This window comes from Bradyrhizobium iriomotense (assembly GCF_018130765.1).
GTDB classification, from domain to species: Bacteria; Pseudomonadota; Alphaproteobacteria; order Rhizobiales; family Xanthobacteraceae; genus Bradyrhizobium; species Bradyrhizobium iriomotense_A.
Window position 1 is genome coordinate 296,054 of sequence record NZ_JAFCJZ010000004.1, and the last position, 23,796, is coordinate 319,849.

At 64.5% G+C, this 23,796-nt stretch carries 23 protein-coding genes and 1 tRNA gene; 11 read left to right on the forward strand and 13 right to left on the reverse strand.

The annotated features are described in order from the left end of the window. The first annotated feature begins 13 nt into the window (after positions 1 to 13). The 5 genes from JQ635_RS10025 (at position 14) to JQ635_RS10045 (ending at position 4,166) form a co-directional block, all read left to right on the forward strand. Complete coding sequence (locus tag JQ635_RS10025) at positions 14 to 1,348, forward strand: dihydroorotase (protein ID WP_211409692.1); 1,335 nt, start codon at positions 14 to 16, stop codon at positions 1,346 to 1,348. 185 nt (positions 1,349 to 1,533) lie between these two features. Continuing rightward, positions 1,534 to 2,403 carry a sulfurtransferase gene (locus JQ635_RS10030; protein WP_211409693.1) on the forward strand — a complete coding sequence of 290 codons (870 nt, stop codon included), beginning with the start codon at positions 1,534 to 1,536 and terminating at the stop codon, positions 2,401 to 2,403. 105 nt (positions 2,404 to 2,508) lie between these two features. Further along, positions 2,509 to 3,216: an RNA polymerase sigma factor gene (locus JQ635_RS10035; protein WP_211409694.1), complete on the forward strand. Its 708-nt coding sequence runs from the start codon at positions 2,509 to 2,511 to the stop codon at positions 3,214 to 3,216. A gap of 91 nt (positions 3,217 to 3,307) precedes the next feature. Beyond that, positions 3,308 to 3,838, forward strand: coding sequence for a DUF4142 domain-containing protein (locus tag JQ635_RS10040; RefSeq protein WP_211409695.1), 531 nt, complete (start codon positions 3,308 to 3,310; stop codon positions 3,836 to 3,838). Between the two features lie 10 nt (positions 3,839 to 3,848). Then, positions 3,849 to 4,166, forward strand: a complete 318-nt coding sequence (locus JQ635_RS10045) for a cupredoxin domain-containing protein (RefSeq protein WP_211409696.1) — start codon at positions 3,849 to 3,851, stop codon at positions 4,164 to 4,166. A gap of 186 nt (positions 4,167 to 4,352) precedes the next feature. Here the strand turns inward: JQ635_RS10045 and JQ635_RS10050 are convergent, their stop codons facing one another. The 4 genes from JQ635_RS10050 to JQ635_RS10065 form a co-directional block, all read right to left on the reverse strand. After that, a complete protein-coding gene (locus JQ635_RS10050; protein ID WP_018648760.1) occupies positions 4,353 to 4,619 on the reverse strand; it encodes a hypothetical protein in 267 nt (88 codons plus the stop codon). Between the two features lie 252 nt (positions 4,620 to 4,871). Further along, positions 4,872 to 5,249, reverse strand: coding sequence for a TIGR02301 family protein (locus JQ635_RS10055; protein WP_211409697.1), 378 nt, complete (start codon positions 5,247 to 5,249; stop codon positions 4,872 to 4,874). A 45-nt stretch (positions 5,250 to 5,294) separates the two neighbouring features. Further along, entirely contained in the window at positions 5,295 to 5,729 is a 435-nt protein-coding gene (locus tag JQ635_RS10060) for an NUDIX hydrolase (protein WP_211409698.1), read from the reverse strand. 4 nt (positions 5,730 to 5,733) lie between these two features. Next, a complete protein-coding gene (locus JQ635_RS10065; RefSeq protein ID WP_063691864.1) occupies positions 5,734 to 6,231 on the reverse strand; it encodes a hypothetical protein in 498 nt (165 codons plus the stop codon). Positions 6,232 to 6,294: 63 nt separating this feature from the next. Between JQ635_RS10065 and JQ635_RS10070 the strand changes: the two genes are divergently transcribed. Beyond that, the gene (locus JQ635_RS10070) at positions 6,295 to 7,053 is read left to right on the forward strand and encodes an SOS response-associated peptidase (protein ID WP_211409699.1); all 759 of its coding nucleotides are present in this window, start codon (positions 6,295 to 6,297) and stop codon (positions 7,051 to 7,053) included. Positions 7,054 to 7,248: 195 nt separating this feature from the next. Here the strand turns inward: JQ635_RS10070 and JQ635_RS10075 are convergent, their stop codons facing one another. From JQ635_RS10075 to JQ635_RS10100, 6 genes are all read right to left on the reverse strand, one after another. Next, on the reverse strand, positions 7,249 to 8,442 hold the full coding sequence (locus tag JQ635_RS10075; protein ID WP_211409700.1) for a CaiB/BaiF CoA transferase family protein: 1,194 nt from the start codon (positions 8,440 to 8,442) through the stop codon (positions 7,249 to 7,251). A 34-nt stretch (positions 8,443 to 8,476) separates the two neighbouring features. Further along, the gene (locus JQ635_RS10080) at positions 8,477 to 9,406 is read right to left on the reverse strand and encodes a glycine/sarcosine/betaine reductase selenoprotein B family protein (RefSeq protein WP_211409701.1); all 930 of its coding nucleotides are present in this window, start codon (positions 9,404 to 9,406) and stop codon (positions 8,477 to 8,479) included. 278 nt (positions 9,407 to 9,684) lie between these two features. Then, a complete protein-coding gene (locus JQ635_RS10085) occupies positions 9,685 to 10,266 on the reverse strand; it encodes an NUDIX domain-containing protein (protein WP_211409702.1) in 582 nt (193 codons plus the stop codon). A gap of 16 nt (positions 10,267 to 10,282) precedes the next feature. Beyond that, positions 10,283 to 10,723, reverse strand: coding sequence for a GNAT family acetyltransferase (locus JQ635_RS10090; RefSeq protein WP_211409703.1), 441 nt, complete (start codon positions 10,721 to 10,723; stop codon positions 10,283 to 10,285). Then, positions 10,720 to 12,147: an FAD-binding oxidoreductase gene (locus JQ635_RS10095; protein ID WP_211409865.1), complete on the reverse strand. Its 1,428-nt coding sequence runs from the start codon at positions 12,145 to 12,147 to the stop codon at positions 10,720 to 10,722. Before JQ635_RS10095 ends, JQ635_RS10090 begins: the two co-directional genes overlap by 4 nt. A 24-nt stretch (positions 12,148 to 12,171) precedes the next feature. Further along, on the reverse strand, positions 12,172 to 13,146 hold the full coding sequence (locus JQ635_RS10100) for an L-threonylcarbamoyladenylate synthase (RefSeq protein WP_211409704.1): 975 nt from the start codon (positions 13,144 to 13,146) through the stop codon (positions 12,172 to 12,174). Positions 13,147 to 13,214: 68 nt separating this feature from the next. Here JQ635_RS10100 and JQ635_RS10105 point away from each other — a divergent pair. From JQ635_RS10105 to JQ635_RS10120, 4 genes are all read left to right on the forward strand, one after another. Next, positions 13,215 to 13,291: transfer RNA gene (locus tag JQ635_RS10105), tRNA-Pro, on the forward strand. 267 nt (positions 13,292 to 13,558) lie between these two features. Then, positions 13,559 to 15,346 (forward strand): sensor histidine kinase, encoded by a 1,788-nt coding sequence (locus JQ635_RS10110; RefSeq protein ID WP_246583411.1) that lies wholly within the window; start codon positions 13,559 to 13,561, stop codon positions 15,344 to 15,346. Continuing rightward, on the forward strand, positions 15,343 to 16,701 hold the full coding sequence (locus tag JQ635_RS10115) for a sigma-54-dependent transcriptional regulator (RefSeq protein WP_211409705.1): 1,359 nt from the start codon (positions 15,343 to 15,345) through the stop codon (positions 16,699 to 16,701). Before JQ635_RS10110 ends, JQ635_RS10115 begins: the two co-directional genes overlap by 4 nt. A gap of 338 nt (positions 16,702 to 17,039) precedes the next feature. Further along, the gene (locus JQ635_RS10120) at positions 17,040 to 18,311 is read left to right on the forward strand and encodes an MFS transporter (RefSeq protein WP_211409706.1); all 1,272 of its coding nucleotides are present in this window, start codon (positions 17,040 to 17,042) and stop codon (positions 18,309 to 18,311) included. Between the two features lie 238 nt (positions 18,312 to 18,549). Here the strand turns inward: JQ635_RS10120 and JQ635_RS10125 are convergent, their stop codons facing one another. Next, positions 18,550 to 18,771, reverse strand: a complete 222-nt coding sequence (locus JQ635_RS10125; RefSeq protein ID WP_211409707.1) for a hypothetical protein — start codon at positions 18,769 to 18,771, stop codon at positions 18,550 to 18,552. 120 nt (positions 18,772 to 18,891) lie between these two features. Between JQ635_RS10125 and JQ635_RS10130 the strand changes: the two genes are divergently transcribed. After that, entirely contained in the window at positions 18,892 to 22,863 is a 3,972-nt protein-coding gene (locus JQ635_RS10130; RefSeq protein WP_211409708.1) for a hypothetical protein, read from the forward strand. A 44-nt stretch (positions 22,864 to 22,907) separates the two neighbouring features. On the opposite strand, the gene JQ635_RS10135 is transcribed toward JQ635_RS10130, so the two are convergent. Beyond that, positions 22,908 to 23,234 (reverse strand): hypothetical protein, encoded by a 327-nt coding sequence (locus JQ635_RS10135; RefSeq protein WP_211409709.1) that lies wholly within the window; start codon positions 23,232 to 23,234, stop codon positions 22,908 to 22,910. Positions 23,235 to 23,435: 201 nt separating this feature from the next. Beyond that, positions 23,436 to 23,660: a hypothetical protein gene (locus JQ635_RS10140; protein WP_018648745.1), complete on the reverse strand. Its 225-nt coding sequence runs from the start codon at positions 23,658 to 23,660 to the stop codon at positions 23,436 to 23,438. Positions 23,661 to 23,796 lie beyond the last annotated feature (136 nt).

The following is a 23,796-nucleotide window of genomic DNA, read 5'->3' on the forward strand; positions in this document are numbered from 1 at the left end:
TGAGAGAGGCCCCATGACCCAGCGTTTTGATGTGATCTTGAAGGGCGGCACGGTCGTCAACCAGGACGGCGAGGGCCAGCGCGACATTGGCATTGCCAATGGCCGCATCGCCGAGATCGGCGCGCTGTCGCAAGGCTCAGCCGCCGAGGTGATCGACTGCAAGGGCCTGCACATCCTGCCCGGCGTGATAGACACGCAGGTGCATTTCCGCGAGCCCGGGCTGGAGCAGAAGGAAGACCTCGAGACCGGCTCGCGCAGCGCCGTGATGGGCGGCGTCACCGCCGTGTTCGAGATGCCGAACACGTCCCCATTGACTGTGAATGAGGCCGAGTTCACCGACAAGGTGAAGCGCGCCCATCACCGCATGCACTGCGATTTCGCCTTCTTCATCGGTGGCACCCGCGAGAACGTGCAGGACCTGCCGGTGCTGGAGCGCGCGCCGGGCTGCGCCGGCGTCAAGGTGTTCATCGGCTCGTCCACCGGCGCGCTGCTGGTGGAGGACGACGAAAGCCTGCGCCGCATCTTCCAGGTGATCCGCCGCCGCGCCGCATTCCATGCCGAGGACGAGTACCGCCTCAACGAGCGCAAGCCGCTGCGCATCGAGGGCGATCCGCGCTCGCATCCGGTCTGGCGCGACGAGGCCGCGGCGCTGATGGCGACGCAGCGCCTCGTCAAGCTCGCGCGTGAAACCGGCAAGCGTATCCACGTGCTGCACATCTCGACCAAGGAAGAGATCGAGTTCCTGCGCGACCACAAGGATGTTGCCTCCTGCGAGGCGACGCCGCATCATCTCACCCTCGTCGCGCCGGAGTGCTACGAGCGGCTCGGCACGCTGGCGCAGATGAACCCGCCGGTGCGCGGCGCCGATCACCGCGCCGGCATCTGGCGCGGCATCGAGCAGGGCATCATCGACGTGCTCGGCTCGGATCATGCTCCGCACACGCTGGAAGAGAAGCAGAAGACCTATCCGGCCTCGCCCTCCGGCATGACCGGCGTGCAGACGCTGGTGCCGCTGATGCTCGACCACGTCAATGCGGGCCGCCTGTCGCTCGCCCGCTTCGTCGATCTCACCAGTGCCGGCCCCGCGCGCCTCTACAACATGGCCTGCAAGGGCCGGATCGCCGCGGGCTATGACGCCGACTTCACCATCGTCGATCTCAAGCGCAGCGAAACCATCACCAACAAATGGGTGGCCTCCAAGGCCGGCTGGACGCCTTACGATGGCGTCCGCGTGACAGGCTGGCCCGTCGGCACCTTCATCCGCGGCCGCCGCGTGATGTGGCAGGGCGAGCTGGTGACGCCCTCGCAAGGCGAGCCGGTGCGGTTTCTGGAGACGCTGAAGCAGTAGGGGCCTTGGTCGTTAGATGGCACAGATACGCTTCACACTCGGTGTCGTCCTGGCGAAAGCCAGGACCCATAACCCCGACCGGGTATTGTTGCGAAGATTGGTGGCCACACTTGCCCGCAGCCAGATAATGCGGTGGTAATGGGTCCTGGCTTTCGCCAGGACGACGACGTTGGAGAGGTCATCGCATGTCCCAACCGACACCCCTCATCACCACCGGGCAACTGGCCGCGATCCTTGGCGATCCCAATCTCCGCCTCTACGACTGCACGACCTACAATGAACCTGTCCCGCCGGGCAGCGACGTGCCCTATCGTGCGGTACCGGGCGACAAGACATTCGCAGCCGGCCACATTCCCGGTGCCGATTTCCTCGACCTGCAAGGCGAGTTCTCCGACACCTCCGCGCGGCCGCTCTACATGATGCCTGAAGTGGCCCAGCTCGAGGCGGCCTTCGGCCGCCACGGCCTCGATGCGAGCAAGACCATCGTGCTCTACAGCATCGGCACTATGATGTGGTCGACGCGGTTCTGGTGGATGCTGCGCTCACTCGGCGTCGATGCCCGCGTGCTCGACGGCGGCCGCGACAAATGGAAGGAAGAGGGGCGGCCGGTCGAGACGGGCGCACCGAAGGGCTATCCGGCCACGACCTTCAAGGCCGCGCCGCGCGCGGGCTTCTTCGTCGACAAGGATGTCGTGAAGGCGCGGATCGGTGATCCCGCGACGGCCATCGTCAACGCGCTCTTGCCGCAGTTTCACCAAGGCCTCGAGCCGAGCCGCTACGGTCGGCCCGGCCGCGTGCCGAGCAGCGTCAACGTGCCAGCCCCAACGCTTGTCAATGCCGACAAGACGCTGACGAATCTTGCGGATGCGGAAGCAAAGTTCGTCGCCCAGGGCGTCACGCGCGACAAGAATGTGATCGTGTATTGCGGGGGCGGCATCTCGGCGACGATCGACCTCTTGCTGCTGACCCAGCTCGGCTACGACAAGCTGACGCTGTACGACGGCTCGATGGGCGAATGGGCGCGGGATCCGTCACTGCCGATCGAGACGGATTAGGTCTTTCTTACCCTCCCCCTCCAGGGCCGGGTAAGAAAGTCAGGAACCTTTTCACTTGGCCTGCATCCAATGTCCGGAACGATGCGAAACGAGCAGGTAACCGCCATGCAAGGGACCGCCGCCGGGGCCAAGGGACCGAACGTCAAGGCATCAGAAATCCGGTCATCGGAAGCCGAACTGATCGATCGCGCGAGGGGCCGCGACGAGGCCGCGCTGCGCGAGATCATGCAGGCCAACAACCGCAGGCTATACCGCCTCGCGCGCGCAATTCTGCGTAGCGACAGCGAAGCCGAGGACGTGGTGCAGGAAACCTATCTGCGCGCCTTCACCCATCTCGACGGCTTCCGCGGTGAGTCCGGCCTGTCGACCTGGCTGTCGCGCATCGCCATCAACGAGGCGCTTGGCCGGTCGCGAAGCGCGAGGCCGCATGTCGAGCTCGGCTCGGTGTCGGAAGCCGCGCTCGAGGCGCAGATCATCAAATTTCCCGTTTCTCCCGCAGGCGATCCGGAAAGGACCATGGCCCAACGTGAAATCCAGCGCGTCGTCGAACGCGCCATCGACGAGTTGCCGGACGTTTTTCGCATGGTGTTCGTCGCACGCGTCATGGAGGGCATGAACATCGAGGAGACCGCCGATCTGCTCGGCGTGAAACCCGAGACGGTGAAGACGCGGCTGCATCGCGCCCGCACCATGCTGCGCGAGAATGTCGAGAAAGAGATCGGCCCGGTGATGATGGATGCCTTCCCGTTTGCCGGCTGGCGCTGCGAGCGCCTGACCGAAGCGGTGCTGAAGCGGCTCGGTGTAGGCGGCTGAAATTTTCCGGGAACGTTTGCGCGAAACGCCCATCCAATTCCTGTGAAGCAACGCGCCGGCGAAACGTCCGGCATCACAGGAGTGTCAAACCATGTTCATCCGTTGGAGCGCGGCGGTCGCCGCGGCAATTCTGCTGTCGAGCCCTGCGCTGCAAGGCGCCAGCGCCGCCGACAAGCCGACCGATCCGCAGATCGCCCATATCGCCTACACCGCCGGCGTGATCGACATCAACGCCGCCAAGCAGGCGCAGAAAAAAGCGAAGAACAAGGACGTGAAGGCGTTCGCCGAGGACATGCTGCGCGACCACGAGGCGGTCAACAAGCAGGCGCTGGCGCTGGTCAAGAAGCTGAACGTCACCCCTGAAGACAACGACACCAGCAAGGCGCTGTCGAAGCAGGCGAGCGACAAGTTGGCCGAGCTCGACAAGCTGAGCGGCGCAGCGTTCGACAAGGCCTATGTCGCGAACGAGGTCGCCTACCACAAGGCGGTCAACGGCGCGCTGGAGACCCAGCTCATTCCGTCCGCCAGCAATGCCGAGCTGAAGAGCCTGTTGCAGACCGGCCTGAAGATCTTTCAGGGCCATCAGCAGCACGCCGAGCATGTCGCGGTCGAGCTGAAATAGAGAGGGTGGGATGCCGGGACGCCTCGCTTCGATCGCGCTTGCGGTCATCTTCCTGTCGATATCAGTCCCGGCGCGCGCCGCGACGATAGAGATCACGATGGAGAATCTCGTGATCGCTCCGGCTGAGGTATCGGCGAAGGTCGGCGATACCATCACCTGGATCAACAAGGACGTCTTCGCCCACACCGCCACTGCGAAGAACGGCGATTTCGACGTGACGCTGCCGCCGAAGAAGTCGGCGACATCAGTCGTGAAGAAAGCTGGAACGGTCGAGTACTACTGTCGCTATCATCCGAACATGAAAGCGACGCTCAAGATCGAGCCGTGAGAAGGAGGAGGGAGCGCGTTCCCGGCTCTGTCGGGAATATCTCCCGCTCATCGCGAGACTAATGCTTGTCCGCGGGAGACGGCTTCCGTGCGATAAAGGCGGCAGACTTCGCGACCTTGTCGTCGCAAAGTCATTCATCCGTCAACTGGCCCCGCCCGCGTGGCGGGGTCATTTTCGAGGCAGGGCTTACTGCCTGGAGATGTCGACGGAGAATTCGCCGTTGCGAATGCGGCCGGGAAAACCCTCGACGAATTTCGCGACCGCGTCCTCGCCATAGGTGCCGACGAGTTCGGCGAATGCGGCGAACAGGCTCGCCTGCGCCAGGCAGTCGCCGTCGACGCCGTCATGGCGCGCCTCGGCCCAGGCCTCGTTGAGATAGCTCAGGGCTGCCTGCTTCTGCTCGTGATCGGGCAGTGGCGCACGGTCGGGGGCGTAGGAAATCGGCTGGCTCATGAAACTCGATCAGGGCTGGGGCGCGTCCACGGCGATGCGCTGTACGAGAGGTGTAGCACGCGTATTAACGCCCGCTAGGCTACATCTTTAGGAACGGTTAACGGCTGTGAACAAACTCGATGACAGGGTTCCAGCACTCCGTCATTCCGGGGCGCGCGCAGCGCGAGCCCGGAATCCATTGTTCGGCAGTCTCTGCGGCCAGATGGATTCCGGGCTCGCGACTTCGTCGCGCCCCGGAATGACAGAGAGAATTCAGTTCGCGTAGCGCGCGGTGAGATCGCGCGAGATCTTCGAGCCTTCCTCGATATAGCGGCGGATCGCCACCGTCGCGGCGGGCGTGCAGCTCCGATAGGTCTGCTGGAAGCCGTTATAGCCGCGGTTGAAGCCGGCGATCATGCGGGTGCGGCGCTCGCCGGAGGGAGTTTCGGCATCGATCAGCGCCTGCATCTCGCTGCGCCATTTGTTGCCTTCGTTGGACCCGCAGATGCCGCGCAGATAATGCAGCCCGCCGAGGATCTCGGCCAGCCGCTGCAATTCGCCGTCAAACGGCGCTGCCACGTCCTGGGCCCGGGCGGGCGCGCAGGCGCAGGCGACAATCAGGGCAAAAATGGCCAGAAATCGCGTCAACATCGGCGGCTGTATGCCCCCTCGGGACGGCGGGCGCAAGGCGGGCCGTCAGGCCCCCAGCAGCCGGTGGGCGGACTGGATGACCTCCTCCAGCCCCCCGGTCAGCTTGAGGTCGCCAAGGCTCGCCAGGGCGTCCGGGGCGATCCAGCAGTAATCGTCGAGCTCGTCGTTCAGGACCGGCTCCCGGGCCACCCAGCGGGCGGCAAAGGACATGATGAGGTAGTGGCCGGCGCCGGGCGCGGCCGGCAGCACCTCGCGCCAGCCGGCTAACCCAATGATCTCGATCTCGAGCCCGGTTTCCTCGTCGACCTCGCGCTTGAGCGCCTGGTGCAGCGATTCGCCGAACTCGACCCGGCCGCCGGGCAGCGAATAGAACCCTTTTGCGGGCGAGCGGGCGCGGCGGGTCAGAAGCACCTTGCCGTCGCGAAAAATCGCGGCACTGACGGCGATCTGGGGATGGCTGGGCTGGACGACGGCGGACATGGCGCTAGTTCGCCATGATGGTGTCGACGTCGGCCTCCGCGCCGCCATTGATGATGCCGCCGCAGGCCGCGATCAGCGGCTTGACCCAGAGCGTGGCCTGCTCGGCGAGGCGAACGCGGGTCGTGTCCTTCTCGACCTCGCGCATGGCCGAGCCGACCGCGGTCAGGATCGAGGTCATGGTGTCCGTGATGTGGTCGAACTGGGCGCGCACGTTGGGATCGGCCTTCTCATAGGCCTCGATCGCGAGGTCCCGCGCCTTGAAGTTCGACGCCGTGAAATGCTCGGCATAGGACAGCGGCGACCAGGTCAAAAAATCTTCGGCGCATTCCGGCATATCAGGGACCATTTCCAGCAGCATCACGGCTTCATTGAAATGGTTGAGATAGTCAGTGGCAAGCCCGGTCCGCGGGTTGATGTTGGCCACGCGCAGCCGTTCGGCCCAGGCCGCAGCCTCGGGGCCCGTCTGTACATGCCGGGCGGGTTGGGTGGCCGTTGAGCTCATCTGCCGCAGTGTTAACGTTCGGGGTTAAAAGGACCTGAACGGACCCTATATAGGCCCCCAAGGATGTGTGGACGCTTCGTCATAACTTCGGCCCCCGCGGCTTTGCGGCAACTGTTCGGCTATATCGAGCAGCCGAATTTCCCGCCCCGGTACAATGTCGCCCCGACGCAACCGATTCCGGTCGTATTGGTCGAGAACGGCGCGCGCCATTTCCGCCTGATGCGCTGGGGCCTGTTGCCGTCCTGGGTCAAGGACCCCCGCGGATTTACGTTGTTGATCAACGCCCGCTCGGAGACGGTGCTGGAGAAGCCCGCGTTCAAGAAAGCGATTCGCCGGCGCCGCGGCCTGATCCCGGCCGACGGCTATTATGAGTGGAAGTCGGAGGGCGGCCGCAAGCAGCCCTTCTTCATCCATCGCGCCGACGGCGAGCCGCTCGGCTTTGCCGCGGTGTTCGAGACCTGGGTCGGGCCGAACGGCGAGGAGCTCGACACGGTCGCGATCGTGACGGCGGCGGCCAGCGAGGATCTCGCCGCGCTGCATGACCGCGTGCCCGTGACTATCAGCCCGCGCGATTTCGAGCGCTGGCTCGATCATCGCGGCGACGAGATCGATGCGATCCTGCCGCTGTTGACGGCACCGCGCATCGGCGAATTCGCCTGGCACCCTGTTTCGACCCGCGTCAACCGCGTCGCCAATGACGACGAGCAGCTGCTCCTGCCGATCAGTGCGGAGGAGATGGAGGCGGAGGCGGCGAAGCCGAAGAAGGTGGTGCGGAAGGTTGCTGCCGCGTCATCCGATGACGGGCAGGGGTCGTTGTTTTAGGCAAGCACTCCGCTGTCGTCCCGGACAAGCGCGCCCAAAGCGCGCGCAGATCCGGGATCCATAACCACAGGGAGCGGTTGTTGCGCGCGATGGCAACCACGAGTCTTCGCCAAACACCATCCTGTGGTTATGGGTCCCGGATCTGCGCTGGCGCTTGTCCGGGACGACAGCGGAGTTTTGTACGGCAGCGGAGTTTCACACAATCTCTCTCGCCCTCAGCCCCGCGATCTCCGCCGCATCGAACCCGAGTTCGCTCAGCACCGCGTCCGTATCCGCCCCCAGCTCCGGCGCCATCCGGTCGAGCTTGCCGCCGCCATGGGCGAGCTTGAATCCGCTGCCGGCAAAGCGCAGGCGGCCGTAGGGCGTGTCGAGCTCCTGGATCGCGCCGCGCGCCTTGATTTGCGGATGGTCGATGACCTCCTCGACCTTCCAGATGCTGGCGCAGGGCGCGCCTGCGTCTTCCAGAATCGTCTCCCATTCGCGCGCCGGCCGTTTCGCCAGCGCCTCCTCGATGATGGCGCGGAGCGCCGGCTCGTTCTCGTTGCGCGCGAACCAGTCGGCAAAGCGCGGGTCGCTCAGCGTGTCCTCGCGGCCGAGCGTGGACATCAGCGCGCGGTACTGCTTCTCGTTGTTGACGGCGAGCAGGATGTGCCCGTCGCCGCATTTGAACAGGTTTGCCGTCGTCCTGCGGCTCACCGCCTGGTTGCCCGAAAGCTGCTGGCGATGGCCGGCGACCGACCAGTCGGCGATCTGCCCCGAGAGAAACGCCATCGTCGCCTCCAGCATGGAGACGTCGATGAGCTGCCCCTTGCCGGTGCGGTCTCGCTGATACAGCGCGCTCGACACGCCGAATGCGGCCGTGGCGCCCGAGAGCACGTCGCACACCGCAAAGCCTGCGCGCGTCGGCCCCGTCTCCGGATGGCCGGTGATGGCCATGATGCCGGATAGCGCCTGCATCTTGCCGTCATAGCCGGGCCGCAGGCGATCCGGGCCGGTCTGGCCGAAGCCGGAGACTGCGCAATAGATCAGCTTTGGATTGATCGCGGAGAGCGCCTCATAACCGATGCCGAGCTTGTCCATCACGCCCGGACGGAAGTTTTCCATGACGACGTCGACCTGCGCGGCGAGCTTCTTCACGATCGCGATGGCATCGGGCTTCTGCAGATCGAGCGTCAGGCTGCGCTTGTTGCCGTTGATGGCCTGGAACGCCGGCGCGAGCCCGCGCTCGGCCCATTCGCGGGAGAGCGGCGTGCGGCGCATGTCCTCGCCCTCGCGCCGCTCGACCTTGATGACGTCCGCCCCCAGCAGCGCGAGCTGGTAGCTCGCATAGGGACCGGCCAGCACTTGCGTAAAATCCAGGATCTTCACGCCCTCGAACGGTCGCGTCACGTCTCTCTCCCCTGATTGTTGTTTTTGGAGGACGTCAGGCGGCGCGGTTGCCGCGCGCGATCTCCTTCTGCTTGTCGAATTCGGCACGGCGCCGCGCCAGCTCCTCTGGGGAGAGCTGCGCGACGTTGTTGTAGTCGAGCTTCCAGGAGGCGTCCTCGCTCCAGCGCAGCGGCGATTGCATCGTGGTCTGCGGGCCGCTTGCGGTCTCCAGCAGCCTCAAGGCCAGTTCGAACGTCTGCGCCTGCGATGCGACGTCGTGCGGCTTGCCGGCGGAATTGCCGAGCGGGAAGTCGCTGAACAAAAAGCGCGGCACTGCCGCGTGCTCGATGATGTCCTTGGCGCAGCCCATGATCACGGTCGGAATGCCGTTCCGCTCGAGGTGCCGCGCCACCAGCGCGGTGGTCTGGTGGCAGACCGGGCAGTTCGGCACCAGCACCGCGACGTCCACCTTGTCGGCGATACAGCGCGAAAGAATCTCCGGCGCGTCGGTGTCGAGCGTGACGCGGTGGCTGCGATTGGTCGGCGCGCCGAAGAAGCGCGGTGCCACTTCGCCGATACGTCCGGCGGCGGACGCCTTCAGCAGCTGCGGCAGCGGAAACCAGGTGCCGCTGTCGGTCGCCGAGGTGTGCTTGCGGTCGTAGCCGATGTGGGAGATGCGAAGGTCGTGCTCTTGCGACGTGTCGCCGTCATAGACCTGGTAGAACTTCGCGCTGCCGTTATAGGCCGCACCGGGCCCCTGGTCGCCCTTGGTGGGATCGTAAGGCGCAGCGGTGGTGATGATGGTGACACGCGATTTTGCCAGCGGCTTCTTCAGCGGCTGGAACGGCGCCTCGGTGTGATGCGCCCAGCGGTACGGCGTGGTGTAGCCGATCGCCGCGTAATAATCGCGCGTGCGCTGCATATAGGGGACGGGGGAGTCGTAGTCGGGCGCAAAGCCGAATTCGTCGTCGCGCGGAGCAGACATGGGGCGCGTCTCCTGGTTCTTGGTTGGCGACAGACTAGAGGTAGTTTTGGGGTTGCTCAACGGGGGGAGCGGCGGCGCAGGACAGAATTGCAGCGCCGATAGAGCGAGCCGCGCCCTTTTCCCTCTCCCCCTGTGGGAGAGGGTGGCTCGCCGCGATAGCGGCGAGACGGGTGAGGGGTATCTCTCCGCAAGTCCAACTCCCTCGGGAGTTCGCGGAAGCATACCCCTCATCCGGCGCTTCGCGCCACCTTCTCCCGCAAGGGGAGAAGGAAGACAGTTCACCTGAAAATATGCAGCGCCACGTATTGCAGCAGCATGATCGCCTTGGCGTCGATGATGCGGCCGTCGGCGATCATCGCCAGAGCGTCGTCGATGGAGAGTTCCAGCACCTCGATGTCCTCGCCCTCATGTTCGAGGCCGCCGCCGTCGCTGACGCGCATCTCGGGCTCGTACTCGGCGACGAAGAAATGCAGCTTCTCGGTGATGGCGCCTGGACTCATGAAGGCCTCGAATACCTTGTGGACGTGGTGCAGCCGGTAGCCGGTTTCCTCCTCGGCTTCGGCGCGGATGCGCACTTCGGGGGAGGCATCGTCGAGCACGCCGGCGGCGGCCTCGATCAGGAGATCGTCGTAGCCGCGGATGAATGCCGGCAGGCGGAACTGGCGCACCAGGATCACCGTGCGCCGGGCAAGGTTGTAGGGCAGCACGGCGGCGGCGTTGTCGCGCTCATAGGTCTCGCGGTGCTGCGTCTGCCACGCACCATCGGCGCGCCGGTACTCGAACGTCGTGGTCTTCAGGGGCGTCCAGTTGTCCGAGAGCACGCGGACGTCCTTGATGCGGACGCGGTCGGAAATGGTCATGGCTGTTTTCCGGGAGCTAGGAAGTCGTCGCGCGGCCGTCGAGCCACTTCTGGAACATCACCGAGGTGGATTCCTCGAAGCCGAGCGAGCCGTAGAACGCATTGGCCTGCGCGTTCTCGCGCCGGACCAGGAGCTGCAGCTTGGCGATGCCGGCCGCGCGCAGCCAGTCCTCCGCGGCCGCCATGATGAGGCGGCCGTAGCCGCGCTTCTGGCTGTCGGGGTCGACCGCGACGTAATAGACCCAGCCGCGATGACCGTCATGGCCGACCATGACGGTCGCGACGATGGCGCCGGCCTCGCGGCCGATCAGCACGGTGGAATTGTCGCGCCGCCGCGCCAGCGCGATGTCGGCATGCGGGTCGTTCCAGGGCCGCGTCAGGCCGCAGCGCTGCCACAGCGCGACAACCGGCTCCACGTCGGCATCGCTGATCGCATCGATCGTGAGAGACACGCTCACAGCACCTTCCCCGGATTCATGATGCCGTAGGGATCGAGCATCGCCTTGATCGCCCGCATCAGCTCGATCGCGGTCTTGTCCTTCACCTCGGGCAGCTCGTCGCGCTTGAGCACGCCGATGCCGTGCTCGGCCGAGATCGAGCCGCCCATGCGCAGCACGATCTCGAACACCACCGCGTTCATCTCGTGCCAGCCCGCCAGATAATCGGCCGTGTTGGCCCCGATCGGCTGGCTGACATTGTAGTGCAGGTTGCCGTCGCCGAGATGGCCGAACGGCACCGGCCGCGCGCCCGGGATCAGCTTCACCACCGCGGCGTTGGCTTCCTCGATGAAGGCGGGCACGGCAGCGACGGGCACGGAGATGTCGTGCTTGATCGAGCCGCCCTCCGGCTTCTGCGCCGCCGACATTTCCTCGCGCAGCTTCCAGAAATTGTTGCGCTGGGCGAGGCTGGCCGCGATCACGGCGTCGTCGACGATCTCCTCCTCCATGGCGCGGCCGAGGATCGTCTCCAGCGGCGTGCGGGCGTCGTCGCCGGGAGAGGACAATTCCATCAGCACGTACCAGGGATGCTTCTCGGCAAGCGGATCGCGCACGTCGATGCCGTGGCGGACCGAGAAATCGACCGCCATCTCCGACAGCAGCTCAAAGCTCGTCAGCGCATTGGCGGCCTCGCTCTGCGCGATCGTCAGCAGCTTCAAGGCCGCGTCGGGCGATTTCAGTCCGACATAGGCGGTCTCGACCGCCCGCGGCTTCGGAAACAGTTTCAGCGTCGCTGCGGTGATGATGCCGAGCGTGCCTTCCGCGCCGATGAAGAGGTTGTGCAGATTGTAGCCGGTGTTGTCCTTCTTCAGCTTCGACAGCACGTTGAGCACGCGCCCGTCGGCGAGCACGACCTCGAGCCCCAGCGCCATCTCGCGCGCGACGCCATAGGCGAGCGCGGCGGTGCCGCCGGCATTGGTGGAGAGATTGCCGCCGATGGTGCAGCTTCCTTCGGCGCCCAGCGAGAGCGGAAACAGCCGGTCGACGTCGGACGCCTTCTGCTGCGCGACCTGCAGCACCACGCCGGCCTCGCAGGTCATGGTGTTGGAGGCGGTGTCGACCTCGCGGATCTTGTCGAGACGCCGCAGCGACACCACCACCTCGCCATTATGCGGCGTCTGGCCGCCGACGAGCCCGGTATTGCCGCCCTGCGGCACCAGCGCGATCCTGTGCTCCGAGGCGAGCTTGCAGATTGCGGCGACCTCCGCGGTCGAGCCCGGGCGCAGCACCAGCGGCGAGCGGCCGTGGAACAGATTGCGCTCCTCGGTGACGTAAGGCTCGATGTCGGTCGCATCGGTGATCGCGTGGCGATCGCCGACGATCTTGCGGAATTGCTCGATCAGCTCGGGTGCAAGCGGAGGCGTGGCGGATTTGTTGATGTTCATGTCGTCTTCTTTCATTCCGCTTTCTTATCGCGCAACCGCCGCCCGGCGCAGCCGGTCGTTGATCGCCTCGCCCAAGCCCTCTTCGGGGATCGGCATCACCGCGATCGCCTGCGGGCTCCTCGCATCGAGGCTCCGAAGATAGCCAAACAGATTGGCGGCGGCTTCATCGAGATCACCGGCGGGCGACAAATTCATGACGGCCGACGCAGCGTCAACGCCGGGCAGCCGCGCGGGGCCAAACGCCAGCAGCGCTTCGCCCGGGGTAACGTCCTGCGCGCGGAGCCGCACATTGGCGCGCGGCGCGTAATGCGAGGCCAGCATGCCCGGCGCCAGCGGCTGGGCCTCCACCGGCGGCCGCGCCATGGCTGCACCGAGCACCGCCTCGATCCGTTCGCGCGACAACCCGCCGGGGCGCAGCAGCATCAGCGTCTCGAAGCAGCCGACGATCGTCGATTCGACACCGACGTCGACCGGCCCGCCGTCGACGATCAGGTCGATCCGTCCCGATAGATCACTCTCGACATGCGCAGCCAGCGTTGGCGAGACGTGACCGGAGATGTTGGCCGACGGCGCCACCACGGCTCCGCCGAAGGCGCGCAGGATCGCCTGCGCCACCGGGTGGGCGGGAATGCGGATCGCGACGGTGTCGAGGCCCGCAGTGGCGAGATCCGACACCGGGCAGTCGTCCGTCTTCGGCACCACCAGGGTCAACGGCCCCGGCCAGAACGCCTCCGCGAGCTTCAATGCGCGCGCGTCGAACCGGCCGATCCGGCGCGCAGCGGCGATATCAGGCACATGCGCGATCAGCGGATTGAAGGCCGGCCGCCCCTTGGCGCTGTAGATATGGGCGACCGCCGTGGCATTGGCGGCATCCGCGCCGAGCCCGTAAACCGTCTCGGTCGGAAACGCGACCAGCCCGCCGGCCGCAAGCGTCCGGGCGGCGGCCCCTGCGGCGGCTTCGCCCGCCGGTAAAATCAGCGTTTCAAGACCCGTTTTCACAGGGACAAAATTCCTCATCTCGGCCGCTTGCGGTGCGCCAAACCCGACGCTATAAGCCGCCTTCTTGTCGGAGTGTGGCTCAGCCCGGTAGAGCACTGCGTTCGGGACGCAGGGGTCGCAGGTTCGAATCCTGCCACTCCGACCATTCTTCCAAAAGTTGACGTTTTCCAGAGGCTTGGCGGACCGGCCGCCAGCGCCTCGGAACGCCTTTTTGCAACGATTTCGGGATCGGGTCCACGGCGGATTTGGCTCGGCAGGGCCGCTTGCCGATGCGGCATGGCTCCGCAAGGCGATCAGGGTGCAAGGCGGCCGAGCGGCCGGCTCGGCGATTCGCCGGAGCCCCTCGCGTTCGTAGCCGCGCCGCAGGCCCTGCCTGTGCTACCTAGCGATATCGCCCCGATCCGGAGCCCCGATGCAACGCCCCCGTCCAGCCCTGCCGCGATACGTGCTGATCGGCGTAGCCGCGCTTGCGGCCATCGCGGCGGCGGGCTGGCTGGCTTACGTCTTTGCGCTGGATGCCGCCTTTGCGCGCATGGAGCGGGAGGCCAACGACCGGCTTGCGCTGATTGCCAGCACCTTCGATGCGACTGTTGCGCGCTATCGCTATCTGCCGGCGGTCCTGTCGCTCGCCGATCCCATCCGCGAGCTCTATCGCGACCCCCATGATGCATCGGCGACCGCCGCCGCCAATCGCTACCTCAAATCGCTCAATCAGGGAGCCCGGTCCGCCGAGCTGTATGTCCTCGACAGCACCGGCCTCGCGCTCGCGGCAAGCAATTTCGATCTGGAGTCGAGTTTCGTCGGACACAATTACGGGTTCCGCGCCTATTTCATCGACGCCATGCGCGCCGGCGAGGGCCATTACTATGCCGTCGGCGCCACCACGGGGCAGCCTGGCTATTTCCTGTCGCACCGGATCATGGAGGGCGGAAAAACCCTCGGCGTCGCCGTGGTCAAGATCGATCTCAGTGCGCTCGAGGCCGAATGGGCGCGTGCCGGCGACCTCGTCGCGATGGAGGACGAGAACGGCGTGATCTTCCTCGCCAGCCGTGAGGACTGGAAATACCGTCCGCTGCTGCCGATCCCCACACAGCGGCTCGCAGAACTGAATGCCGCGCAGCAATTCGGTCAGGCGATCGACCCAGCTCCGGTCTTCGTGCCCAAAGGCGACCGGGAACGCGTCCAGATCGGTCGTGCGCGCGGCCGAGGCAATGCCGAGCTTGGGGACTACGCCCTTCAGGTCCGTCCGCACGATCAGGGCTGGAGGCTGCTCCTGTTCTCGGACGTCGCGGACGCACGGCGCAACGCGGCGACCGCCGCGATCGCGAGCGTCTTCGCCCTGATCGCGTCTCTGCTGGTCGTGCTGGTTGCCTATCAGCGGCGGCAGGTCGTCCGGGCGAAGCTCGATGCGCATGACGTCCTCGAGCGGCGCGTGGCCGAGCGCACGGAAGAGCTGCGCCGGACCATGGAAAGCCTGGTGCAGAGCGCCAAGCTTGCAAGCCTCGGTCAGGCGCTCGCCGGTGTCGCGCACGAGATCAACCAGCCGCTCGCGGCGTTGATCACCTATGTCGCGAGCAGCCGCGTGCTGCTCCGCCGCAACGAGGTCGATCGTGCCGCCGCCAATCTCGACCTGATGTCCTCGATCGCCGAGCGCATGATGGCGCTGATCGATCACCTGCGGATGTTCGCGCGCAAGGAGACCGGCACGCGCAGCGCTGTCGCGCTTGCGCCCGTCATCGACAATGCGATCCGCCTGCTGCAATACCGGATCGACCACGAGCATATCGAGGTGGTGCGCTCCGCGCCCGCCGAGCCGCTTCATGGGCTCGCCAATCCGATCCGGCTCGAGCAGGTCGTCGTCAATCTGCTGTCGAATGCGATCGATGCGATGCGCGATCGCGAGCGGCGGGTCCTCGGGGTCGCCCTCGACCGCCGCGACGACAGCGCCGTGATCGAGGTCAGCGACACCGGCGCGGGCATTGCACCCGAGCACATCAAATCGCTGTTCGACCCGTTCTTCACGACCAAGGAGATCGGCGAGGGGCTTGGCCTCGGGCTTTCGATCTCGTACGGAATTGTCAGGGAGTTCGGAGGAGATATCCTGGTGGACAGCACGCCGGGCAGGGGCTCGACTTTCAAGGTCGTCATTCCGGTCATGGACGTCGCGGCGGCCTCGCAACATCAGGAATTGCACGTATGAGCGGGTCCGTGCTCGTCGTCGACGACGAGGAGATCGTCCGCAATTCGGTGCGGCAATGGCTGGAGCTCGGCGGTTTCACGGTCCGGGCCGCCGCCGGCGCCGATGAGGCCATGCGCCTCGTAACAGAGAGCCCGCCCGACGCCGTGCTGACCGATTTTCGCATGCCGCACCGATCCGGGCTGGAATTGATGCGCGACGTTCACCGCGCCGATCCCGACATTCCCGTTGTGCTGCTGACAGCGCATGGCGACGTGCCCCTGGCGGTCGCCGCGATGCGCGAGGGCGCCTACGACTTCCTGCAGAAGCCTCATGATCCCGAGCTCCTCTCGGCCGTCATCACGCGCGCCATCGAGCGGCGGCAGTTGAAGCTGCAGCTTCGCCAGCTCTCGGATCGCCTTGCCGCGCCCGGCGCGATCGATGCCCGCCTGGTCGGCCTGTCGAAGGCGATGGTCGCGGTGCGGGCCAGCATCCTCGAGCTTGCCGGTCATGATCGCGACGTGATCGTCACCGGCGAGACCGGGACCGGCAAGGAGGTGGTGGCGCGGGCTCTGCACGATTTCGGTCCGCGTGCGAAGGCGCCCTTCGTCGCCGTGAACTGTGCCGCGATCCCGGCCGAGCTGTTCGAAAGCGAATTGTTCGGCCATGAGGCCGGCGCCTTCACCGGCGCGCGTGGCGCCCGCATCGGGAAGTTCGAGCACGCCAGCGGCGGCACACTCCTGCTCGACGAGATCGAGAGCATGCCGCTGCCGTTCCAGGCCAAGATCCTGCGCGCGCTCCAGGAGCGTACGATCGAGCGGGTCGGCTCCAACAGGCTCCTGCCGGTCGACGTTCGCGTCATCGCGGCTGCAAAAGGCGATCTTGCGACCGAAAGCCGCCAGGGGCGCTTCCGTTCCGATCTCTACTTCCGCCTCGCGGCGGCGGAGATCCACCTGCCGCCGCTGCGCGAGCGTGGCAACGACGTCCTGCTGCTGTTCGAGCATTTTGCTGCCGCTGCCGCCAAGGGAGGGGGCCGCACGATGTCGCCGCTGCGCGCGGACGATCTCGACGCGCTGCTCGCCCATGACTGGCCCGGCAATGTGCGCGAACTGAAGAACGTCGCCGAACGCTATGCGCTGGGACTGGTCGCGACCGGCCGCAGCGTGGCCGAGATCCTGCGGCGCGGCGAACCGGGCGCGCCGCAGCGGTCGCTCGCCGACCGCGTTGCGGCCTATGAGCGCGCGCTGATCGAGGCCGCCTTGCGCGAGCATGACGGGTCGATTGCCGCCGTCACCGAGGAGCTTGGTGTGCCGCGCCGGACCCTGAACGAGAAAATGGCGAAATACGCGCTGGCGCGGCCCGGTCGTAGGGATCCCTGAGCCGGCAAGTCATCGGCGGAAATCCGCCGATAGCGGCGTTCGCATCGGCGGATTCTTGCCGACGCTCTGGCCTTCGCGAGGCCTTCTTCCTCGGGAAATCGCTCCATTCGCTGCAATTCCCTGCGTTTTCGCGCGCCGGTCGCGACTGGCACAGCCGTTGCTGAAGGAGCGCCGAAACCATCCGGTTTTCCGGGACGGCATCAACTCGCGCCCCGACAAGCGAGCGGATGGCTTCGTCAAAGGACAACAAACATGCGGAGGAAATCGTGAGTTCACAGGAAGCCTCAATTCAAAATGTCGGCGCGCCCGTCACGGAGACGCCTGCGAATAGCGCTGACATGACGCGCCGGCTGCGGGCGATCTTCGTCGGCTCCGTCGGCAATCTCGTCGAGTGGTACGATTTCTACGCCTATGCGGCGTTTTCGCTCTATTTCGCCAAAGCATTTTTCCCCGACGGCGATGAAGTGGTGCAACAGCTCAACGCGGCACTGCTGTTTGCGGCGGGCTTCCTGGTGCGCCCGCTCGGCGGCTGGCTGTTCGGCCATCTTGCCGACCGCTACGGCCGGCGCAACGCCCTGACGCTATCCGTCGTGATGATGTGCTTCGGGTCGCTGATCATCGCGGTGACGCCGACTTACGCTTCGATCGGTCTGGCCGCTCCCGTCATCCTCGGCCTAGCGCGGGTCCTGCAGGGGCTGAGCCTCGGCGGCGAATACGGCACCAGCGCCACCTATCTCAGCGAGGTCGCCGACGAGAAGAACCGCGGCTTCTATTCCAGCTTCCAGTATGTGACGCTGATCGGCGGTCAGCTCTGCGCCATCCTGGTGCTGCTCCTGCTGCAGAAGGTGTTCCTCTCGACCGAGGAGATCCGCGCCTGGGGCTGGCGCGTGCCGTTTGCGTTCGGTGCCGTGCTCGCGGTCGTGGCCGCGCTGATGCGCAGCAACCTTCATGAGACCGATGCCTTCAAGAACAGCCAGGCGGCGGTCAAGAAATCCAGCTCGATCCGTATGCTGCTGAACTATCCGCGCGAGCTTCTGCTGGTGGTGGGGCTGACCATGGGCGGCACGGCGGCCTTCTACACCTACACCACCTATATGCAGAAATTCCTTCGCCTCTCGGTGAAGCTGACGGACGACCAGACCACCATGGTGACGGCAGGAAGCCTCGTCTTCGCGATGGTGCTCCAGCCGATCTACGGCGCGATCTCCGACCGCATCGGGCGCAAGTGGCTCCTGATCGGATTCGGTGTGTCCGGCACGCTGTTCACCATTCCGCTGCTCACGACGCTCCAGGCGACGCATGATGCCTTCTCGGCCTTCCTCCTCATCGCCGCTGCCTGGATGATCGTGTCGGGCTACACGGCGATCAATGCGGTGGTGAAAGCCGAATTGTTTCCGACCAGCGTGCGGGCGACCGGCGTCGGCGTGCCCTATGCACTGACCGTCTCGATCTTCGGCGGCACCGCGGAACCGATTGCGCTCTGGTTCAAGTCCATCGGTCACGAAAGCTGGTTCTACTGGTATCTGACCGGCTGCATCGCGGTGTCGCTGCTGGTCTATCTGACCATGCGCGACACCAAGAGCAGGTCAGCAATGAACCGTCATGAATAGGTCAGGGGAATCGAGGCCGGCGGCGTAGACGCCCTTCATCACCGCGCCAGCGGATCCGGGAACTCGAACAACGTCGTGTTCCAACCCGCGGGCGAGATCGACGATCTCGCCCGCGGCCAAACGCGCGTTGCGGACCGTAATAACGCGGACCGTAATCATACGGCAGCGATCGCTCGTGCCCGTGCGAGCACCATCATCGTGGCGATCGCCCCTGCAACGTCATCTCGTCGTCACGCGATCACCACTCTCTTTGCAAAGTTGCGTGCGATAGCATCGATGTCGCCGCCAATGGCGGCCGGCAAAGTTGGTTCCCCACATCGCCGAATCCATTAGCGTGCGTGCGCAGACGCTCGCTCGACACCGCCTTCGCTTCGGCGCAGCGGGTGTCGTCGATCTCGCGCGAGCGGATGTGGATCTTGGTGGTTTTTGTTCCGCCGGGGAACTTGATGGAAGGGGGCATATGATGTGCGCGATGAGCTGAAAATTTAGGCGAAAGCCGGACAATTTTAGCTTTCTTGAAGTCGGATTTCTTTAGGAGTGACCTGTCAGGCTGCGCTCCATCGGAAATGGGGCGCTGTACATGTCGAACGCGACGGTCACCACTGCATCTAGCTTTGTGAACTCTCTCGGTATCAACACCAATGCGGGCGCCTATACCGACGCCTACACAAACTCCAGCTTGATCATCAACAGTCTGGACTATCTGGGCATCAGTCACGTTCGTGACTCCTACAACGCAATCGGGCATGCGAATTCGGTCATCGACGCGCTTGCCAATGCGGGTGTCTCTTTCGATTTTCGCGTGGCCTACACGCTGCCGGAGACGGGCAGCAGCGGGCTGGCCAGCTACGTCGCTTCACTTGCGGAGTTCATGACGGAGCACCCCGGCGCCCTGTTGTCCATCGAAGGCATCAATGAAGCCAATCTCAACACCTTTTCCTACAACGGTCTGACCTCGCTTGAAGGCGCGGCGGCGTTTCAGGAGGCTCTCTACGCCGCCGTGAAAGCCAACGGCACTCTCAGCGGCGTCACCGTCGTCAACTTCAGCATCGGATACCAGACCGACGCGACGAACGACGTGGTTGGCGACATGAGCGCCTATTCGGACGCGGCGAATGCACACGTCTACGTGCAGACCGGCGCGCTCGCCGACGCTCAGATCGAAGACGACCTCCGTCTGGCGCAGAACATTTCGACGAACGATCCGGTCATCGTGACGGAGACCGGCTATACGACCTTGTCGAGCGTGATGGGCATCGGCGCGAATGAGGACGCGCAGGCGAAGCTTGTCCTCTCCAATCTGCTCCTCGCCTATGAAAACGGATCTTCCGCCACCTATATTTACGAACTGTTCGACTCGCCATCGTCGGCGGCTCGAGGCGACAAGGAAGCCCATTTCGGTCTTTTCAACGTTGACGGAACGCCGAAGGAAGCCGCTGTCGCAGTCCACAATCTGACGACCATCTTGAGCGCCGGTGACAACGGCAGCGCTCATACCGCTTCGGATCTGAGCTACACGCTTTCCAACGCGCCCAGCAACACGCATACGATGCTGATGAACAAGTCAGGCAGCGTCAGCGACCTCGTCGTATGGGCCGATACGCGCGTATGGGACAGTGCGACCCAGACCGAAATCACGACGCCGGTCACGTCCGTTACCGTTCAGCTCGGGCAGGTGCAAAGCACCATTTACGTTTATGACCCACTGCAGGGGACGGACCCGATTGCGGTGTATTACAACACGGACACAATCCAGATCGGCCTCAGCGATCATCCGTTGGTCATCGAGGTCGGTGCGACTCACCCGGCCGCCGAAGCCGGGACGGTGGTGGACAGCGCTCTCACGATGACATCTGCCGAGTTCGTCGCCCAGATGGACACTCTGGCGACCGCCACTGGGCTGGACAAGGTGACGTTGAGCGACACGCATGTTCTGGCCGTCTCGTCGAACCAGACCATGGAATACGTGATTGCCCACTATGGCAGTCTGCTGTCGAAGATCGACGGTGGCTTTTCCTTTTCCGTCACCTGGAGCGGCGTCGGCTGGACCAAGGAGCAGGATTTCGACGCCAGCGGTTCCCTGACCGAGACCACCGTCTGGGGCTACGACAGCAGCGGCGCCCTCGTCTCGAAGAGCATTACACAGGCCGACGGACGGCTCGACTATTACCACTACGGCATCACCGGCCAACCCTACACGTCGCAGCACACTGCCTACGACGCGAGCGGCAATGTCACGCTGATCGAGCGCTTCCACGCCGACGGAAGCTATCAGTACAAGGCTGCATACAACAGCGACGGTTCCAAACTTTACGACTACTACAGCAGCACCGGTGCGCTGAGCACGGAAGTCAGCGTGACCTCTTCCAGCACGGTCACGACGACCTATGACACCTCGACCGGATACAAGCTCAGCGTCTATACGGCCAATGCCGACGGCAGCGCCGACAACAAGGTCTATGCGAACGGCGTGCTGATGAAGGACAACGTCCTTCACACGGACGGCTCGACCGAGGTCTATGCCTACAACATCACCGGCCAGTCCTATACGACGACGCATCAGGTGACCGACGCGAGCGGCAAGGTGACGCTGATCGAGCGGTTCCATGCCGACGGCAGCTACGAGTACAAGGCGGCCTACAACTCGGACGGCTCGAAGGTCTACGACTACTACACGAGCACGGGGGCTCAGAGCTCCGAGGTGGTCGTCACGTCGACCGCCACCACGACGACGACCTATGACACGACGACGGGCTACAAGCTCAGCGTCTATACGGCCAATGTGGACGGCAGCGCGGACAACAAGGTCTACACGAACAACGTGTTGATGAAGGACAACGTCCTTCACAAGGACGGCTCGTCCGAGGTCTACATCTACAACATCACCGGCCAGTCCTACACCTCGACCCATCAGGTGAGCGACGCGAGCGGCAAGGTGACGCTGATCGAGCGCTTCCACGCCGACGGCAGCTATCAGTACAAGGTGGCCTACAACTCGGACGGCTCCAAGGTCTCCGACTACTATACGAGCACGGGGGTTCGGAGCTCCGAAGTGGTCGTCACGTCGACCGCCACCACGACGATCACCTACGATACGACGACGGGCTACAAGCTCAACGTCTATACGGCCAATGTGGACGGCAGCGCCGACAACAAGGTCTACACGAACAACGTGCTGATGAAGGACAACATCCTTCACAAGGACGGCTCGTCCGAGGTCTACATCTACAATATCACCGGCCAGTCCTATACCACGACCCATCAGGTCGGCGACGCGAGCGGCAAGGTGACGCTGATCGAGCGCTTCCACGCCGACGGCAGCTATCAGTACAAGGTGGCCTACAACTCGGACGGCTCGACGGTCTCCGATTACTATACGAGCACGGGGCTTCACAGCTCCGAAGTGGTCGTCACGTCGGCCAGCACCACGACAACGACCTATGACACGGCGACCGGCTACAAGCTCACGGACTACATTGCGTATGCGGACGGCAGCGCGGAGAACAAGACTTACACGGGCGGTGTGCTGACGAAGGACAACGTCCTTCACAAGGACGGCTCGTCAGATGCCTATGTCTACCAAATCACCGGTCAGTCCTACACCTCGACGCATCAGGCCAGCGACGCCAGCGGCAACGTAACGCTTGTCGAACGCTTCCACGCCGACGGCAGTTACGACTACAAGGCGGCGTACAATGCGGACGGCTCGAAACTCTATGACTATTACGACAGCGCCGGCAAATTGAGCACGGAGGTCTCGGTCATCTCGACCGGCACCACAACCACGACCTACGATACCTCGGCAGGCTACAAGCTGACCGAGTATACGGCCAACGTCGACGGCAGCGCGGAGAACAAGACTTACACGGGCGGTGTGCTGACAAAGGACAATATCGTTCACGCGGACGGCTCGTCGGATGCCTATCTCTATCAAATCACCGGCCAGTCCTATACGTCGACCCACCAGGCGTACAATGCCAGCGGCAGCGTGACGCTCGTCGAGCGGTTCCACTCCGACGGCAGCTACGATTATCTGGACAAGCACAATACGGACGGCAGCGAGGACATCTCCAACTACTCCAGCACCGGAGCGGTCCTCAACCACACGCACATCGCGGCTGACGGCTCCCGCGCTGTCGACTATTACAGCCAGGACGGGACCGGCGACATCCGCACCGACACGATTAATGCCAGCGGCAATTTGACGATGCGCGAATATACGCACACGAGCGGGGCCCATGAGGTCTATGCCTATGCCGACAATTTGAAGCTTGCCGGCGGTGCGGGCAACGACACGTTCTACTTCCGCACCACCAATGGCGGCACGGTCACCTATCAGGGCGGCAATGACACGGTCTACAGCTTCAACACCGACACCTCTGCCGGCACGGACAAGATCTCGGTCAGCTCTTCGCTTGCTGCAAGTTTCAACGATCTTCACATGGCTCAGCAGGGTTCGGATGTCCTGATCACGCTGGACAGCCAGGATACGATCCTGATCAAGGGATCCACGGTCGCGAATCTTCACAGCGACTACTTCGTGTTCTCGTGATGGCGGCCCGGGTGTACATGGTGGCCGCGCGGTAGGTCAGAGGCCTACCGCCGCGCCACCAGCACGCCGACGAGGAACGCCAGCATCAGCGACGGCAGCGGCGCCTCGCGCACCATGCCGCGCACGATGTCCGTCCAGTGCTGCTCCGGGACGAGCCTTGGCGACCTGACTTCGGGCATCGGCGGGATGTCCCAGTGTGCTGCGAGTTCGGCGATCTCGCTTTGCGCGAGCTGCACGCCGTCGCGGACGCGGAAGATGGCGGCCTCCGATCGCTCGCGCGGGCCGAGCGCCATCAGCGTCGCGATTGCCGTGCGCAACGTCATCTCGCCGAAACCTTGCAGCCTGACCGATTCCTCGGGGTCGGACGTCATGGGACATTCCTCACGGCGCGAAGTGGCGCGCGATGGTGAAGGCCGCCGCAGCGCACAGGACCAGCGTTGATACGGCGCCGGCCACGCCGCGCGCGAGATGGGCCCGTGTCAGGTGCCTGGTCATGATCTTGCTCCATGCTCAGCATGGAAATGACGGCGAGCAAGGTTGGTTCCTGCGCGACGCGCGAATCGGTCGGCCGGCTACTTCCGCAGCAGTTCGCTCAACGCCGCCGTCGCCTCGGCGCAGCGGATGTCGTCGATCTCGCGCGACAGGCTGAGCGCGCTCGATCTCAGCTCTTCGAGCTTCCAATTCTCCGGATTCTGGTTTTCGAGCTGGCTGAGACGCTTGTTCAGGTCGTCCAGCCTGGATTGGAGCTGCCCGATGCTGGCGGCCCCATTCACTTTCCAAACGCGTTGTGCGCGCATCGTTATTCCCCTGATAGTCTCACGGCGTTGTGAGAGCGGTTCGTGGCCGCAATGGGAGTTTCTTTTGTCCGGCTTCAGACTGTTGGGAACCGTTGCAGATTGGCAACGGAAGTTCCTCGATTGCTCGCGCAGGCCG